Source organism: Ramlibacter sp. GS1-15, from assembly GCF_057785015.1.
Genome location: NZ_JBYNTU010000001.1, coordinates 336,220 through 352,300 on the forward strand (window position 1 = coordinate 336,220; position 16,081 = coordinate 352,300).

The window sequence follows — 16,081 nt, forward strand, 5'->3', positions numbered from 1 at the left end:
GTAGGAGAACCCCGATCCGTCCGGCGGTTGCGCGCACCGGGCCGACCCACAGCCGATGCCTGCACCGTCCTACAGCCCGGCAGGGTCGCGCGAGGCAATCTCGCATCTCGGGCCAGGAAACCGCCATGAAGCATTCGCTGCGCAAAACCCCGTCGCACCTGCACCTCGCGTACAAGTACGGCGAGGGCACCGACGGATTGATGGGGCGCAATTTCGTGCTGGAGGTCGAGGCCAACGTGCTGACGCTGTCGATCGACCTGACGCCGAACTTCCACACCCGCAACAAGGGCGCGTCCGCGTATCTCGATGCGGTGAACTTCGCGCACAACCACCACAAGCTGCGATATCTGCAGTGCGCCGACAACCTGGTGCGCACGCGACTGATCCGCGAATGGGAAAAGATCGCCGAGCCCAGGCTCATCATGTGCCTGGAACTCGGGCCGCGCGGTCGTTACCTGTATGCGGTGCAGCCCCACTCGCTCTTCACGGGGGGCATCCAGTTCGACGTCCAGCAGGTGCTGGAGGAGCACGACGGCCGCGGCCGGTCGCATGCCACCGAACTGCACGGACACAGGAACCACGCATGACGACCGCCCCTGCGCACATCGCCCGGCGGCTGGCGAAAGCCGCGGCAGCGTTCGTCCTAGGTTTCGCGGCGCTGGGGGCTTCGGCGGGCTCCGGCGAGTTGCGCGCCAGGTACAACGAGTTGCACGAGCAGCTGCGCAACAACCCCTACCACCGGCCGATCTTCATCGATTCGGCCGAGGCCGGCGACAGGCTCACCGGCGACATCTACGCGGTGCTGGACCATCCCTATGAGGTGCTGAGCCGCTCCCTGCAGAACCCGAACGACTGGTGCGCGATCCTCATCCTGCCGTTCAACACCAAGTACTGCCACCCGGTGCGCAACGGCGAGGGCACCAAGCTCGTGATGCGCATCGGCCGCAAGCCGGACCAGCCGGCCGGCGAGGCTTACCGGCTCGATTTCGACCTGAAGCAGGTTGCCGCGACACCGGAGTATTTCGAAGGCCGCCTCGCGTCGGCGGCGGGGCCGGTGGGCACGCGCGACTACCGCATCACGCTCGAGGCGGTCCCGCTGGACGGGCGCCGCACCTTCATGCACCTGGGCTATTCATACGCCTACGGCGGCATGGGGCGTTTCGCGATGCAGGCCTATCTCTCGACGGCGGGCGCCTCGAAGGTGGGTTTCAGCGTTGTCGGACGCGACGGCAACGGCCAGCCGATCTACATCGGCGGCGTGCGCGGCGCGATCGAGCGCAACGTGATGCGCTATTACCTGGCCATCGACGCGCACCTGGCCTCGCTCGCGGCGCCGCCGGACCAGCAACTCGACAAGCGCATCCAGACCTGGTTCGATTCGACCGAGCGCTACGCCCGCCAGCTGCACGAGATGGACCGCGCCCAGTACGTCGCCATGAAGCGCGGCGAGTACGAGCGGCAGCAGGCCGCGCTCGAGTAGCTCCTTACTTCAGACCGGCCGCTGCACGCAGCGCGGCCGCCTTGTGTGACCACATCACATCGCTTCGCGATATGAGTGTTCACCAAAGCTGCCGAACCGCTGCGCGGTTGCCGATCTCAATTACTTGAGACCGGCCGCTGCACGCAGCGCGGCCGCCTTGTCCGTGCGCTCCCACGTGAATTCCGGCTCCTCGCGGCCGAAGTGGCCGTAGGCGGCGGTCTTCTCGTAGATAGGACGCAGCAGGTCGAGCATCTGGATGATGCCCTTCGGCCGCAGGTCGAAGTGGTCGTGCACCAGCGATGCGATCTTGTCGTCGGGAATGACGCCGGTGCCTTCGGTGTACACGGTCACGTTCATCGGGCGCGCGACGCCGATCGCGTAGGCGACCTGGATCTGGCACTGGCGTGCCAGGCCCGCGGCGACGATGTTCTTGGCGACGTAACGCGCGGCATAGGCCGCCGAGCGGTCGACCTTGGACGGGTCCTTGCCCGAGAATGCGCCGCCGCCGTGGGGGCAGGCACCGCCGTAGGTGTCGACGATGATCTTGCGGCCCGTGAGGCCGCAATCGCCTTGCGGGCCGCCGATGACGAAGCGGCCGGTCGGGTTGATCAGGTACTTCGTGTCCTTCAGCCACTCCTTGGGCAGCACCGGCTTGATGATCTCCTCGATCACCGCCTCGACGAAGGCCGGCTTCATGTGCTTGCCGTCGCTCATCTCGGGGCTGTGCTGCGAGGAGAGGACCACTGTGTCGATGCTGTGCGGCTTGCCGTCGACGTAGCGCATCGTCACCTGGCTCTTGGCGTCCGGGCGCAGGAAGGGCAGGCGGCCGTCCTTGCGCAATTGCGCCTGGCGCTCCACCAGGCGATGCGCGTAGTGGATCGGCGCGGGCATCAGCTCGGGCGTCTCGTCGCAGGCATAGCCGAACATCAGGCCCTGGTCGCCGGCCCCGATGTTCAGGTAATCGTCGCTCGCGTGATCCACGCCCTGCGCGATGTCGTTGGACTGCTTGTCGTAGGCCACGAGTACGGCGCAACCCTTGTAGTCGATGCCGTACTCGGTGTTGTCGTAGCCGATGCGCTTGATCGTGTCGCGCGCGACCTGGATGTAGTCGACGTGCGCGTTGGTGGTGATCTCGCCGGCGAGCACCACCAGGCCGGTGTTGGTCAGCGTCTCGGCGGCCACGCGGCTGCGCGGGTCCTGCGCGAAGATCGCGTCGAGGATCGCGTCCGAGATCTGGTCGGCGACCTTGTCGGGATGGCCTTCGGAGACCGATTCGGAGGTGAAGAGAAAGTCGTTCGCCATTCGATAAACTCCAGTGTTTGCTTCAAGGCGCGTTGCCTTTTGCCGGAGCCTGAGGCGAACGCTTTAGCAGAATTATTTTTCGTCGCCCTGCAAGTAGTTCCGTAACTCGGCGACAGGGACATTCTAACCGCTCGTGAATATCCTGATCAGCGCCCTTGCGCGCCTGCCGCTGGCCGTGCTGCACGGGCTGGGCGTTGCCGTCGGCTGGTTGTCGTTCCTGTTGTCGGGCACCTACAGGCGTCGCTTCCTCGAGAACGTCCGGCAGGCCGGCTACAGGTTCCCCGACGTGCGCGCCGCCGTGGCCGAATCCGGCAAACTCGCCCTGGAAACGCCGCGGCTGTGGTTCGGCGCGCCGGCGAGCATCGAGTGGATCGGCGGAGAGGTGGTCGACGCGGCGCGCGCGACCGGCCGCGGCATCCTGTTCCTCACCCCGCACCTGGGATGTTTCGAGGCTGCAGCGCAAGGCTATGCGCGGCAGTTCGGCCCGGTGACGGTGCTGTACCGCCCGGCGCGCAAGCCCTGGCTGCGCGAGCTGGTGGACCGGGCGCGCGTGCGCGCCAACCTCGCGGTGGCGCCGACGACGCTGGCAGGTGTCAAGCAATTGCTCAAGGCACTCAAGGCGGGCGAAGCGGTGGGACTGCTGCCCGACCAGGTGCCGCCGCAGGGGATGGGTGCGTGGGCGCCGTTCTTCGGCAAGCCCGCCTACACGATGACCTTGCCGGCGCGCCTGGCCCAGCAGACGAATGCGCTCCTGCTGCTGGTCTGGGGCGAGCGTCTCCCGCGGGGGCGGGGCTACCGCATCCATGTGCGGACCTGGGATGAGCCCCTGGCCCAGGAACCTGCCGCCGCTGCCGAGCAACTGAACCGACGGATGGAGGCACTGATCCGCGAATGCCCGGCGCAGTACTTGTGGGGCTACGCGCGCTACAAGGAACCGCGCAAGGAGCTTGCGCTGTGATCAGCCGGCTGGGCATCCTCTTCATGCGCGCGATCGCGCACCTGCCGCTGGGCGTGGTGCGCGCCATGGGGACGGGCCTGGGGCTGCTTTTGTACGCGGTGGTGGTCCCGCGCCGGCGCGTCGCGACCCGCAACCTGGAACTGTGCTTCCCGCAATGGCCGGCTGCACAGCGGCGCGAAGTCGTGCGCCGTCACTTCATCGCGTTCGCACAGGCCTGGCTGGATCGCAGCTGGCTGTGGCATGCGCCGGCCGATATGGTGCGCCAGCGGATCGCGCTGGCCGGCGCGGTGCATGAGATCGACGGCGAGACGCCGGTCATCCTGTTCGTGCCGCATTTCCTCGGGCTCGATGCAGGGGTGACGGCGCTCACGCTGCTCACGCAGCGCCGCATCATGGGTGTGTACACGCGGCAGTCGAACGCCATCGTCGACGAATGGATCTTCGAGGGCCGGCACCGCTTCGCGCGGGATTCGCGCGGCCTGCACCGCTCCGAGGGCGTGCGCGAAATGATCGCGGCGGTGCGCGGCGGTGCGGCCATGTACCTGCTGCCGGACATGAACTTCGGCGCGGAGGATTCGATCTTCGTGCCGTTCTACGGCATCCAGGCGGCGACGATTCCCTCGCTGCCGCGCTTCGCGAGGCTGTGCCGCGCGAAGGTGGTGCCGCTGCTCACGAAGCTGACGCCCCAGGGCTACGAGGTGCGACTGATGCCCGCGTGGGACCAGTACCCGACCAGCGACATCGCGGCCGACACGGCGCTGATGAACAAGCGGCTCGAGGGCTACATCGACGGGATGCCCGAGCAGTACTACTGGGTGCACAAGCGCTTCAAGAGCCGCCCGCCGGGCGAAGCGCCCGTCTACTGATTCAGCGCTCGAGGAAGGCGCCCAGCCGTTCGGCCACGAACCGCGGCCGCTCGTGGACGATCCAGTGCGTGGCTCCCGGCACGCGCTCGAGCGTGAGGTCGCGCACGTAGTCCTCGAGGCCGTCGACCAGTTCCGGCGGCAGCGCGATGTCGTCCATGCCCCAGAGCACCAGCGTCGGCACATCCACCGTGAGCATCTCGCGCGGCACCTCGATTGCCGATGCCGCGGCGTCTTCGGCACGCGGTGGCCGCAGCGGCGAGGCGCGGTAGTAGTTTAGCCCGCCGGTCAGGCTCATGTCCCAGACGTCGCGGTACTTGCGCTTCAGGTCCTCGGTGAGCCAGCCTTGTTCGGCGTCTTTCAGCGCGAGGAACTTGAACAGGCGCTCATAACCGTTCTCGCGCAGCAGCTGTTCGGCGTCCGGGCGAATCAGGAAGTTCATGTAGGCGCTGGCGGCCTGCTGCTTGGGGCTCGTCTTCAACTCGCGCAGGAAAGTGCCCGGATGCGGCGAATTGACGATCGCCAGCTTGCGAATCAACTGCGGCATCTTGTTGGCGATGTTCCAGGCGCTGGCGCCGCCCCAGTCGTGCGCGACGAGGCATTCGATCGGTGCGCCCTGCAGCTCGATCAGTGCCGCGATGTCCTGCACGATGTACTTCGCGCGATAGAGCTCGACCTCCCGGGGTTGCGAGGATTTCTCGTAGCCGCGCAGGTTGGGCGCGATGCAGCGCCAGCCGCCCGCCGCGAAATGCTCGAGCAACTCGTCCCACGCGAACGCCGCCTCCGGAAAGCCGTGCAGGAACATCAGCACGGGCCGGCCGCGCTCGCCCGCCGCGCGGCAGCTCAGGGTGATGCCGTGCGGCAGCGGCTGCTGGAAGGTTTCGATCATGGCTTCGGTTCCTCGTGCGTCCAGTCGAAAAGCAGTTGGGCGGTCTCGCCGACTCCCTGCTTCTTGAGCGCGGAGAACAGTTTCACCTCGCCACCGGCCGACTGCAGTCGCGCAATCGACAGCGCCCGGGCCTGTTCGCTGCGGGTCAATTTGTCCGCCTTGGTGAGCAGAAGCAGGAACTTCAGTCCCTGCTCGACGCGCGGCCGGATCACCTCCAGCAGCACCTCGTCGAGTTCCGTCAGCCCCAGGCGCGGGTCGCACAGCAGCACGACCGCGCGCAGGTTTTCGCGGGTCACGAGATAGTTGGCCATCACCTGTTGCCAGCGCAGCTTGTCCTGCCTGGGCACGGCTGCGTAGCCGTAGCCGGGCAGGTCGGCCAGCACGGCGTCCGTGATGCCCTGCTTGCCCAGCGTGAACAGGTTGATGCTCTGCGTGCGGCCGGGCGTCTTGGAGGCGAAGGCGAGGCGCTTTTGCTGCGTCAGCGTGTTGATGCAGGTCGACTTGCCGGCGTTGGAGCGGCCGACGAACGCGATCTCGGGAACATCGGCGGGCGGCAGGAATTCCAGGCGCGGCGCCGTGGTGAGGAAGCGCGCGGTGTGCAGCCAGGCCAGCGCCTGCGCCGCTGCGGTGCCCGCGGCGGGGGGCGAGGGAGGGGCCATGGGTCGCATTGTAGAATCACGAAGTTTTGCGCCTACAAAAAGATCACGCCACCATGAAGCCGATTGCTTCCCTGCTGATTGCTGCCGCACTGGCGGCGCCGTTCGTTCCGTCGCTGGCCCAGGAAGGCCATGGCAGCGCGCCGCAACCGGCCACCACGGCGCCGGCACCGGCCAAGCCCGACCTGAACGCAGGCGGCACGAAATTCGGCGCGACCTGCGCGGCTTGCCACGGCGCGGACGGCAACTCGGGCGTCCCGGCGAACCCGAAGCTCGCCCAGCAGCATCCGGAATACATCATGAAGGAGCTGCAGGACTTCAAGGCCGGCAAGCGCGTCAACCCGATCATGCAGCCGATGGCCGCGGGACTGTCGGATGCCGACATCCGCAACATCGCCTTCTGGGCCGGCTCGCAGAAGGGCAAGCCGGGCTTCGCGAAGGACAAGGAACTGGTCCAGCTCGGCGAGAAGATTTATCGCGGCGGTATCGCCGACAAGCAGGTGCCCGCCTGCGCCGGCTGCCACAGCCCGAACGGGGCGGGCATCCCGGCCCAGTACCCGCGCCTGTCGGGCCAGCACGCCGACTACACCGCCGCCCAGCTGACGGCCTTCCAGAACGGCACGCGCAAGAACAGCGCCCAGATGGCCGACATCGCCAGCAAGCTCAGCGACCGGGAAATCAAGGCCGTGGCCGATTACATCGCCGGCTTGCGTTGAATCAACTGAACTAACCGCCGAAGAACTAGCCTAAGAAGGGCGGGCGCCTGCTGGGGCCCGCCTTTTTTTGCTTTTTGGGACCGATGACCACCGCCACCGAAGGCCTCCATCTGAGAACCGGATCGCCGCGCCTGCGCGTCGCGGTCGAATTGCTGTCATCCATGCGGTTCTCGATCTCCCTGCTCACGGTGATCTGCATCGCGTCGGTGATCGGCACGATCGTGCAGCAAGGCGAGCCGCTCGTGAACTATGTCGACAAATTCGGCCCCTTCTGGGCGGAATTGTTCATGGCGCTCAAGCTCAACGCGGTCTACAGCGCCGGCTGGTTCCTGGTGATCCTCACGTTCCTGGTGGTCAGCACGTCGCTGTGCATCGCGCGCAACACGCCGAAGATCGTCAGCGACCTGAAGGCGTACAAGGAGAACATCCGCGAGCAGAGCTTGCGGGCGTTCCATCACCGGGCCGAGGCGCCGGTGACCGGAACGCCCGAAACCGCCGCTCGCCGCATCGGCCAGGTGCTGGTGCATGGTGGCTGGAAGGTCAGGCTGCAGCAGCGCCCGACCGGCTGGATGGTCGCGGCCAAGCGCGGCGGCGCCAACAAGATCGGTTACTTGGCCGCACACAGCGCCATCGTGCTCGTGTGCCTGGGCGGGCTGCTCGACGGCGACATGATCGTGCGCGCACAGATGTGGCTCGGTGGCAAGACGCCTTACACCGGCGGCGGCATGATCGCCGACGTCAAGCCGGAGCACCGGCTGCCCGCCAGCAACCCGACCTTCCGCGGCAACCTCCTGGTGGCCGAAGGCACGGCGTCGGGCAGCGCGATCCTGAACCAGTCCGACGGCATCCTGGTGCAGGAACTGCCCTTCACGATCGAACTCAAGAAGTTCATCGTGGACTATTACTCCACGGGCATGCCCAAGCTGTTCGCCAGCGACATCGTGATCCACGATCGCGAAACGGGCGAAGCGATCCCGGCGCGCGTCGAGGTGAACCATCCGGCCAGCTATCGCGGGGTCGAGATCTACCAGTCGAGCTTCGACGACGGCGGCTCGAGCGTGAAGCTCAAGGCCGTGCCGATCAACGGCGGTCATCCGTTCGAGGTCGAAGGAACGATCGGCAGCTCGACCCAGTTGACCCGCGGCCAGGGCACCGGCGCCGAGAAGATGACGCTCGAATTCACCGGCCTACGCGTCATCAACGTCGAGAACCTGGGTGCCGCGAACCAGGGCACCGACGTGCGCAAGGTGGACCTGCGTTCCTCGATCGACGCCCAATTCGGGGCGGCCAACAAGTCCGCCATGAAGAAGGAGCTGCACAACATCGGGCCGAGCATCGGCTACAAGTTGCGCGACGCGGCGGGACAGGCACGTGAATTCAACAACTACATGCTGCCGGTCGACATGGGCGAGGGCGCGCCGGTGTTCCTGATGGGCGTGCGGGACACGCCGGCCGAACCGTTCCGCTACCTGCGTATCCCCGCCGACGACCAGGGTCGCCTCGACGGCTTCATGCGCCTGCGCCTCGCGCTGCTGGATTCCGCGATGCGCGAAGAAGCCGTGAAGCGCTACGCGAGGAAGGCGACCGATCCGGCCAAGCCCGGCCTCGCGGACCAGCTCGCGGCCTCGGCCAATCGCGCGCTGTCGATGTTCGCCGGCGTGGGCACGCCGCCCGGACCGGACGGCAAGCCGGTCGCCGGCCTGCAGGCGATTTCCGATTTCATGGAAGCGAACCTGCCGGAAGGCGAGCGTGCACGCGCCGGCGAGGTGCTGGTGCGCATCCTCAACGGCTCGCTCTTCGAGCTGGCCCAGATGACGCGCGAACAGGCGGGCCTGAAGCCGCTGGAGCCCAGCGAGAAGACGCAGGGCTTCATGACCCAGGCGGTGCTCGCGCTGTCGGACGTGAACGCGTATCCCGTGCCCATGGCGTTCGAGCTGCAGGATTTCAGGCAGGTCCAGGCGAGCGTGTTCCAGGTGACGCGCGGGCCCGGCAAGCTGATCGTGTATCTCGGATGCGCCTTGCTCATTCTGGGCGTGTTTGCCATGCTTTACGTGCGGGAGCGCCGGGTCTGGTGCTGGGTGCGCGGCGAGGACAATGGAGCACGTTGCACGATGGCGCTGTCGACCAACCGGCGAACGCTGGACACCGACCGCGAATTCGAAGGACTCAAGGACCAACTCCTCGGGGTGAAATCATGACTGCCGCCACGACCACATTGACGCTGAACCCGGGATTCTTCTCGAACCGCGGCTGGTTCGACTGGCTCTTCGCCGCGATCGCGATCGCGGGCGGCGCGTACGCGTTCGCGAGCTATGCGCCGTACATGGACGTGTACGAGAAAGGCATCCTCGTCGCCGCCGTGCCGGCCGCGATCTGGGTGGGCTGGTTCTGGCGGCCGATGCGGGTGCTGATGCTCGTCATGGCGGGCGCATCGCTGCTCGCGATCGCCTCCTACCACGGCACGCTGGCCAATGCCGAGAGCGTGTTCTGGCTCAAGTACTTCTTTTCCAGCCAGTCCGCGATCCTGTGGATGAGCGTGCTGTTCGTCATGAGCACAGTGTTCTACTGGATCGGCATGTTCGCCCGCGGCCAGGCTGCCGTGATGAACCGCATCGCTTCGCGCCTGGTCTGGGCGGCGGTGACCATGGCGCTGGTGGGCACGATGGTGCGCTGGTACGAGAGCTATCTGATCGGCAGCGACATCGGGCACATCCCGGTCAGCAACCTCTACGAAGTCTTCGTGCTCTTCAGCTGGCTGACGGCCGTCTTCTATCTTTACTTCGAGGACCGCTACCAGACCCGTGCCCTCGGCGCCTTCGTGCTGCTCGTGATCAGCGCCGCCGTTGGCTTCATGACCTGGTACGCCCTCGCGCGCGAGGCGCAGGAGATCCAGCCGCTGGTGCCCGCGCTCAAGAGCTGGTGGATGAAGCTGCACGTGCCCGCGAACTTCATCGGCTACGGCACGTTCTCGCTGGCAGCGATGGTCTCGCTCGCTTACCTGCTCAAGCAGGCGAGTACGCGCGCGTTGTGGATCGGCCTCGTCGCGTTCCCGGCGTTCTTCGCCGTCCTCGCGCCGGCGGTGTTCCTGCTGTTCGGCGGACTGTCGCCCGATACCACCGGCAGCGTGATCCGCACGATGGGCATCGGCGCGACGGTGGTCCTGATCGACGCCGCACTGGTGGCGGCGCGCGGCCGCATCAATCTCGCCACGCCGACGCTCGAAGTGCTCGACGACGTGATGTACAAGTCGATCGCCGTCGGTTTCGCGTTCTTCACGATCGCCACGGTGCTGGGTGCGCTCTGGGCCGCCGAGGCCTGGGGCGGCTACTGGAGCTGGGACCCGAAGGAAACCTGGGCGCTGATCGTGTGGCTCAATTACGCGGCCTGGCTGCACATGCGCCTGATGAAGGGCCTGCGTGGCGGCGTGTCGGCCTGGTGGGCCTGCGTCGGCCTGCTGGTGACGACTTTCGCGTTCCTCGGGGTCAACATGTTCCTGTCGGGGCTGCACAGCTACGGGCGGCTGTAAGACTGCGCAGGGGCCGCCGGACCAACGGCAACCTTGGAAAGGCGGGGCGATGCAGATCAAGATGTCCAGTGACGGTTTCATCCATCCGGTCCCGAGCGAGATCACGCCGCGCGGGGTCTATGAACGCCGGCGCGAGCTGCTGAAGCTCCTCGCCTCGGGCGCGGCAGGCTCGGTCCTCGCTTCGTGGGCGGCGCGCGATGCCCGCGCGGCGGTGCAGCGGCCCGGCAAACTGGCCCCGCTCGATGCGGTGCCATCCAGGGTCGACGGCGCGGTGACCATGGAAAAGCCCACCGCGTACAAGGACGCGACCAGCTACAACAACTTCTACGAGTTCGGCACCGACAAGGCCGACCCGGCGCAGAACGCCCACACGCTCAGGACGTCGCCGTGGACCGTGGAAGTGACCGGCCTGGTGAAGAAGCCGATGAAGTTCGGCATCGAGGACCTGATCAAGCTCAGCGCGCAGGAAGAACGCATCTACCGCCTGCGCTGCGTGGAAGGCTGGTCGATGGTGGTGCCGTGGGTCGGGTATTCCCTGTCGAAGCTGATCGAGAAGGTGGAGCCGCTGGGCAACGCCAGATTCATCGAGTTCGAGACGCTCGCCGACCCGAAGACCATGCCTTTCGTCGGCTCGCGCATCCTCGACTGGCCTTACACCGAGGGCCTGCGCATGGATGAAGCGATGCATCCGCTGACGATGCTCGCCTTCGGCATGTACGGCGAGGTGCTGCCCAACCAGAACGGTGCGCCGCTGCGCATCGTCGTGCCCTGGAAGTACGGGTTCAAGAGCGCCAAGAGCATCGTGAAGATCCGCTTGACGCAGAACGAGCCGAAGACCGCGTGGAACAAGGCCGCGGCCAACGAGTACGGGTTCTATTCCAACGTGAACCCGAACGTGGACCACCCGCGTTGGTCCCAGGCCACCGAGCGCCGCATCGGCGAGGGCGGTGGCCTTTTCGCCAAGCGCACGAAGACGCTGATGTTCAACGGCTACGAAGCGCAGGTCGGGCAGCTGTACGCCGGCATGGACCTGAAGAAGAACTACTAGCCAGAATCCCCCTAGGACTGGCCAGAACGCCCTGCCACGCTTTGGGGCATGGATTCAGCACGCAAGTACTAACGCTGTGAGCAGACGCTCCATGGGGGCTTTGGCGAGCACCAACAAACACGTCGCACAGTTCCGCTGGCATTCGGCTGCCTTTGTCGTCACTGGCGCGGCCCGCGCAACGGTGCTCCCTCTGAAGCAGCGCTCCGTTTAGCACAGATTTAGCACAGAGGCACCCAACAAATAGGGATCGCGAGCAAACAAATAGTGCTTGATCTCGCCGCAGCCTGACGTTCCAGTCTCGACCTCGGAAAACAGAGGCTGAGATGACACTAACACTGCGCAACGGCATATGGCACTGGAAGAAGATGGTCAATGGAGAGCTCTACGCTCGCACGACCAGGACTGGCGACAAGAAGCTCGCCGAGCAGATCGCATCAGTTTGGGAGGGCGAGCTAATCCAGCAGGTGCTTGTGATGGGGCACAAGCCCGCGCTCGTACACGAAGCGCTCGATGCTTTCCTCAAAGAACGCGAAGGCACGCGGGGCTACAACTCCTGCCGCAATCACCTCAAACATTTCTGGGCACTGCCCAACATCCGCATGCACGAACTGCAACTTGCACAGGTGCAAGGCGTCATCGACAAGCGGCGTGACGATGGGGCATCACACAACACGCTGGTCGTGGCGACCAACTACTGGAACGCCGTCTGCCGGATGTGCGAAAAGCGCAAGTGGAGCACTGGCCCGAAGCTGCCGCGAGTGCAGCAAGAGCAGACCCGATTGCGCTACCTGACTGCTGACGAAGAGGCGCGCCTGTTCGCGGCAATCGACCCCAATGCTTCGTATCCGGGCAAGAACCCGAAGACCGACCGTGCGCGGCAAGACAACTCAGACCTGCTGCTCTTCCTGCTTCACATCGGTTGCCGGTTCAGCGAAGCGTCGGAAATGAAGTGGAACCAAATCGACCTCACATCGCGCACGGTTTTGGTATTGCGCAAGAAGCGAGGAATCAACAACACGCTCGTCATGTCGGATCAGGTGTACGCGATGCTCTCTCGTCGCAAGGCAGTGGCGACGGACGAATGGGTGTTCAGCAGCAAGAAGAAGTTCAACAACAACCATAACTGGCTGCAAGCCGCACTTGAACGCGCGAACATCGACACGTCAGTTCCAATTTCGCTCCATACGATGCGGCACACGGCGGCCAGCCGTCTAATTCGTGGCGGCTTGAGCATTCTGGAAGTGCAGCAGTTCTTGGGACACCGCAAGCTGACCAGCACGATGGTCTATTCGCACATCGAGACTGGCGCAGTGGCGGAAAAGGCAGCAGCGGTGCTGAGCGGTCGTGCCTAAGTAAGTCAGTCGTGTAACACGACGGGTCGCTAAAGCGACTCTCACTCTTGGAAGCGCGCTTCCTCTGCCTGCTGCCACTTACTACGAGCCCTGACCTGTTTGCCGATCGCCCTCCAATCCCAAGCAGCTTGTTCGACAAAATCTTGGCAAGGGAAGCGACCGCGCGCTGCGTTTTCAGCGATGGCCTTGCACTTCTTAAACTCGCGGCTGGCGACGTTCATCATCTGGCTCTTGTCAGCGGTGTCCGCTTTTTCGGGGTGTCTCCAGTCGATCTCTTTGGCAACGTCGGGGTACAGGCCAACATACGCCGCAACCAGCCATTGAGGCCATTCAGGGAAGTAGGCTTGCACTGTCAGCAAATTGATACCACGCATGAGTTCGGGGCGGCGAAGGCGGCCCTGCAAGACCAAAGCAGGCGTAACCGGCGTTGGGCGCGCTGGCGCTTCTCGATCTAGCAAAGCTCCGAGCTGCCGCAGCAGTTGCGACTTGGGGCGATCCAAGGGGATCGCCAGCACTATTGCGCGAGGTAAAGCTTCGTCCACTCGCGTTTGGGATAGGTAGTTGATTAACGGCTGAACGTCCGGAGCGGATACGTCTTCGCCCGCTCCGAAAGTTGCCAGCTGGTGTATCCGTGACTTCAAGCCCGGCATCCCGAATGCTTTCAGCCCCCGTTCTATCCACCAGTCGCGGTACAGGATGCGGTGAACGTCACCGAGCAATGCGTGCGTTCGTCTTACCTCGTCAAAGTCCTTTGGCAGCTTCGCCTTTTGCTCATCGCTGAGTCTTCCTGCGCTCTCTTCAATGGCTAGGTTGAAGCTAGGACTGAAACGCAGGTATTGAAAGAACAGCCAGTGCGCTTTCGCGTCCTTCTGATCGGCGTGCTTCCCCTCCAAGGAGTACTCCTTGGCAGTCGGCATGAGCACTGACTTGCGGCCAACTGGCGCTTTCGGAGAGGCTCCGGCCATCTTCGTGATCTACACAACTACGCCGTCATTGTACCTGTGTGCAGCTTTACCTGTTGAGATGACTCACAGTACGTCCATTGCAGCAAGTCGCTGCGGACAACCTGAAAGGACTCACATGACCATGACTCAGACCATCACCACGACTTCGACGGGCAACCCGCCGCAGATCTCGGTGCAGCAGGACTTCACGCTGGACGAGCTGTTGGCGGCGAAAGGCACCGCCGGCGCGGCTTCGCGCCTTTTCAGTGTCTGGGGCAAGCAGTACGGCAGCACCGAAACGGCAATCACTGACGCGCTGCTCCGCACGCATCGCGCACAGCACGAATGGTTCGCCAGCACGGTCTATGCGATGGGCTACCGTATTGAATCAGACGCGACTCCTGACGATGAACGCACGGTGCTCAAGCAAGCGCTCGACGACTACCTCAAGTCGATCAACGCGAGGTCGAAGGACACCACCAGCATCTTCCACCGGGTTACGAAGGCAGTCGTCGGTGCGGAAGACGAGAGCCGTCGCCGCGTCAGCGTCTACGGCATCGCCATGAAGAACGCGTTCGACCAGGGCGTCAAACCGGCTGAGCTCGCTGACTGGCTGGAGGAACAAGGCGGGTGGGAAGGTGCGCGCGGATACGGCAACCGCAGCCAAGACGGCAAAGCGCTGCATGAGGCCCGCGTCAAGGCGGCACGCTCGGCGCTCGCGCAAGAGAACAAGGGCAGCGTGCCCGCTGGCAAGTTGTTCGGCCCTGACAGCGAAGACAAGATCGTCGTCGTGATCGGCAAGTACACGAACACCGGCGACCTCATCGTCAACGGAGTCCTGAAACACGACAACCCGTCGATCAACGCGGTGTGCGTTGCGTGGGCGCTGGCGAAGAAGAAGGACAACGCCTGATGTTCGTTCCAACATCGTTGAACGACTTCCCGTTCACGCATGCAAAGGACCGGCATCTGCTGGATTGCATCTTGAACGGGAAGCTGACCTTCCCCGTGTTCAACGGCGGCGTCAACGGCATCTGCCTGTTCGGGACCTACGGCACAGGGAAGACGACGCTGGCGAAGTTGCTGCCCTCGATGTTGGAGAAGAGCGGGCACTTGCCCGCTACTCCCGCGACGGCGAACTTCATCAAGGCAAAGACGCTGGACGGAGCGGTGAAGTTCGTTCCCTGCGGCGAGACCAAGCCTGCGAAGCTGCTGGAAGAGATCGAGGCCGAAATCAACTCCGAGATCGAATGCTCACTTGCCGGCTACCGCTACCTGATATTCGATGAGATGCAGGCGCTGGCTAGGCAGACGCAGACCAACCTCCGATCGGTGATGGGAAAGGCAGATCACGCGATCTTCATTCTGACGACGAATGACCTTCCTGCGCTCGATGGCAGCATTGCGCGGCGCTGTCAAAAGATCGAGATGAATTTGCCGCATCCGCAGGCGTTGATCGCTGTCGGGCAAAACATTCTCAAGGGATTGGGGATGACGCTTGACCCGGCGACTCTCGCGGCAATCGCCCAGACGGTGCGGGACTACGGCGACTTCACAACGCAGTTGCAGTTGGCCGGGGTGACGCCTTGAGCCTGTTTTCGACAGACCTGCTGCGCGTCGAGGCGCTGATGTGGACCTGCGATTGCTTCCTAACTGGGTACGACTGGAGCGACGAGGCGAAGGAGTTGCTTGGGCATCCCGGCGCCCGCTTTTCAGTCCGTGCTAGACCGGATTGGACGCACGACCACGCGAGATTCGTCTATAGGTGGTTCGTTCAGGTACGTCGTGAGATGCGCAGATTTTCCTCATTCAATTCCTTGCAAGGCATCGAGGTGTTCGAGTCCACGTGGTGCAGGGGGCTCGCTCGGTCCGTCGGAATCAAGAACTCCAGGCCCATCGGCATGCGTGGGGAGCGCTATTGGGACGAGGGCTACACGATTTCCGACCCGGACAAGGGAGCGGAAGAGGTCGATTGGAGCTTTAACACCCGATGGCGATTCATCGATCCGTATGCGTCGTATCCTGACGAGTACGATTTCGAGTTCTATCTGTTCCGCTTCGATTGGACGCTCTCGCAGGAAGACGCGGCTATCGCAGCGCTGACCTACCCCGAAGTCGTCGGTTGGGAACCGGAATCCGAGCCCGTAAAAGCGTATGTCGCCAAGCCCGCGTCAGAGGCCAAGGCCATCGACTGAGGCGTTCGGAGATAACTTCTATCTGCTGTTCAGGCGTCATCAAAGAAGGGTCGCAAGCACTCGATCTGCGACACGCAGGCGTGGTGGTGCACGGCCCCTCCGCGTGCCAAGCCGTTGTTCGACCATCAAGCCAGGATCTTGGCAGCGGAGAA

General features: G+C 64.3%; 16 protein-coding genes. 12 read left to right on the forward strand and 4 right to left on the reverse strand.

Annotation, left to right across the window (positions count from 1 at the left end; translation table 11 throughout):
* The first annotated feature begins 125 nt into the window (after positions 1–125).
* Together AC3EF3_RS01675 and AC3EF3_RS01680 are read left to right on the forward strand one after the other, a co-directional pair.
* Positions 126–587: a hypothetical protein gene (locus tag AC3EF3_RS01675; RefSeq protein WP_488530424.1), complete on the forward strand. Its 462-nt coding sequence runs from the start codon at positions 126–128 to the stop codon at positions 585–587.
* Complete coding sequence (locus AC3EF3_RS01680) at positions 584–1,480, forward strand: hypothetical protein (RefSeq protein ID WP_488530425.1); 897 nt, start codon at positions 584–586, stop codon at positions 1,478–1,480. Before AC3EF3_RS01675 ends, AC3EF3_RS01680 begins: the two co-directional genes overlap by 4 nt.
* 120 nt (positions 1,481–1,600) lie before the next feature.
* Here AC3EF3_RS01680 and metK read toward each other — a convergent pair whose 3' ends face one another.
* The gene (gene metK / locus AC3EF3_RS01685) at positions 1,601–2,782 is read right to left on the reverse strand and encodes a methionine adenosyltransferase (RefSeq protein ID WP_488530426.1); all 1,182 of its coding nucleotides are present in this window, start codon (positions 2,780–2,782) and stop codon (positions 1,601–1,603) included.
* A 133-nt stretch (positions 2,783–2,915) separates the two neighbouring features.
* Here metK and AC3EF3_RS01690 point away from each other — a divergent pair, with 133 nt between their 5' ends.
* Both AC3EF3_RS01690 and AC3EF3_RS01695 read left to right on the forward strand, forming a co-directional pair.
* On the forward strand, positions 2,916–3,740 hold the full coding sequence (locus tag AC3EF3_RS01690) for a lysophospholipid acyltransferase family protein (protein ID WP_488530427.1): 825 nt from the start codon (positions 2,916–2,918) through the stop codon (positions 3,738–3,740).
* Entirely contained in the window at positions 3,737–4,606 is an 870-nt protein-coding gene (locus AC3EF3_RS01695) for an LpxL/LpxP family acyltransferase (RefSeq protein WP_488530428.1), read from the forward strand. The genes AC3EF3_RS01690 and AC3EF3_RS01695 overlap by 4 nt, the downstream gene beginning before the upstream one ends.
* A gap of 1 nt (position 4,607) precedes the next feature.
* On the opposite strand, the gene AC3EF3_RS01700 is transcribed toward AC3EF3_RS01695, so the two are convergent.
* Both AC3EF3_RS01700 and yihA read right to left on the reverse strand, forming a co-directional pair.
* Positions 4,608–5,492: an alpha/beta fold hydrolase gene (locus AC3EF3_RS01700; RefSeq protein ID WP_488530429.1), complete on the reverse strand. Its 885-nt coding sequence runs from the start codon at positions 5,490–5,492 to the stop codon at positions 4,608–4,610.
* Positions 5,489–6,151 (reverse strand): ribosome biogenesis GTP-binding protein YihA/YsxC, encoded by a 663-nt coding sequence (gene yihA / locus AC3EF3_RS01705; RefSeq protein WP_488530430.1) that lies wholly within the window; start codon positions 6,149–6,151, stop codon positions 5,489–5,491. The genes AC3EF3_RS01700 and yihA overlap by 4 nt, the downstream gene beginning before the upstream one ends.
* Before the next feature lie 53 nt (positions 6,152–6,204).
* Here yihA and AC3EF3_RS01710 point away from each other — a divergent pair, with 53 nt between their 5' ends.
* The 5 genes from AC3EF3_RS01710 to AC3EF3_RS01730 all read left to right on the forward strand — a co-directional run bounded on the left by AC3EF3_RS01710 (position 6,205) and on the right by AC3EF3_RS01730 (position 12,790).
* Complete coding sequence (locus AC3EF3_RS01710; RefSeq protein ID WP_488530431.1) at positions 6,205–6,864, forward strand: c-type cytochrome; 660 nt, start codon at positions 6,205–6,207, stop codon at positions 6,862–6,864.
* 83 nt (positions 6,865–6,947) lie between these two features.
* Positions 6,948–9,062 (forward strand): cytochrome c biogenesis protein ResB, encoded by a 2,115-nt coding sequence (locus AC3EF3_RS01715; protein ID WP_488530432.1) that lies wholly within the window; start codon positions 6,948–6,950, stop codon positions 9,060–9,062.
* Complete coding sequence (gene ccsB / locus AC3EF3_RS01720; RefSeq protein ID WP_488530433.1) at positions 9,059–10,390, forward strand: c-type cytochrome biogenesis protein CcsB; 1,332 nt, start codon at positions 9,059–9,061, stop codon at positions 10,388–10,390. The genes AC3EF3_RS01715 and ccsB overlap by 4 nt, the downstream gene beginning before the upstream one ends.
* A 49-nt stretch (positions 10,391–10,439) precedes the next feature.
* Positions 10,440–11,438, forward strand: coding sequence for a protein-methionine-sulfoxide reductase catalytic subunit MsrP (msrP, locus tag AC3EF3_RS01725; protein WP_488530434.1), 999 nt, complete (start codon positions 10,440–10,442; stop codon positions 11,436–11,438).
* A gap of 323 nt (positions 11,439–11,761) precedes the next feature.
* Entirely contained in the window at positions 11,762–12,790 is a 1,029-nt protein-coding gene (locus AC3EF3_RS01730) for a tyrosine-type recombinase/integrase (RefSeq protein ID WP_488530435.1), read from the forward strand.
* Positions 12,791–12,831: 41 nt separating this feature from the next.
* Here AC3EF3_RS01730 and AC3EF3_RS01735 read toward each other — a convergent pair whose 3' ends face one another.
* Entirely contained in the window at positions 12,832–13,683 is an 852-nt protein-coding gene (locus tag AC3EF3_RS01735; protein ID WP_488530436.1) for a hypothetical protein, read from the reverse strand.
* 193 nt (positions 13,684–13,876) lie between these two features.
* On the opposite strand from AC3EF3_RS01735, the gene AC3EF3_RS01740 reads away from it, so the two are divergent.
* From AC3EF3_RS01740 to AC3EF3_RS01750, 3 genes are read left to right on the forward strand one after another with little or no spacing between them, the layout of a single operon-like run.
* Positions 13,877–14,647 carry a hypothetical protein gene (locus tag AC3EF3_RS01740; RefSeq protein ID WP_488530437.1) on the forward strand — a complete coding sequence of 257 codons (771 nt, stop codon included), beginning with the start codon at positions 13,877–13,879 and terminating at the stop codon, positions 14,645–14,647.
* Positions 14,647–15,324, forward strand: a complete 678-nt coding sequence (locus tag AC3EF3_RS01745) for an AAA family ATPase (protein WP_488530438.1) — start codon at positions 14,647–14,649, stop codon at positions 15,322–15,324. Before AC3EF3_RS01740 ends, AC3EF3_RS01745 begins: the two co-directional genes overlap by 1 nt.
* Positions 15,321–15,929 (forward strand): hypothetical protein, encoded by a 609-nt coding sequence (locus tag AC3EF3_RS01750; RefSeq protein WP_488530439.1) that lies wholly within the window; start codon positions 15,321–15,323, stop codon positions 15,927–15,929. Before AC3EF3_RS01745 ends, AC3EF3_RS01750 begins: the two co-directional genes overlap by 4 nt.
* Positions 15,930–16,081: the final 152 nt, after the last annotated feature.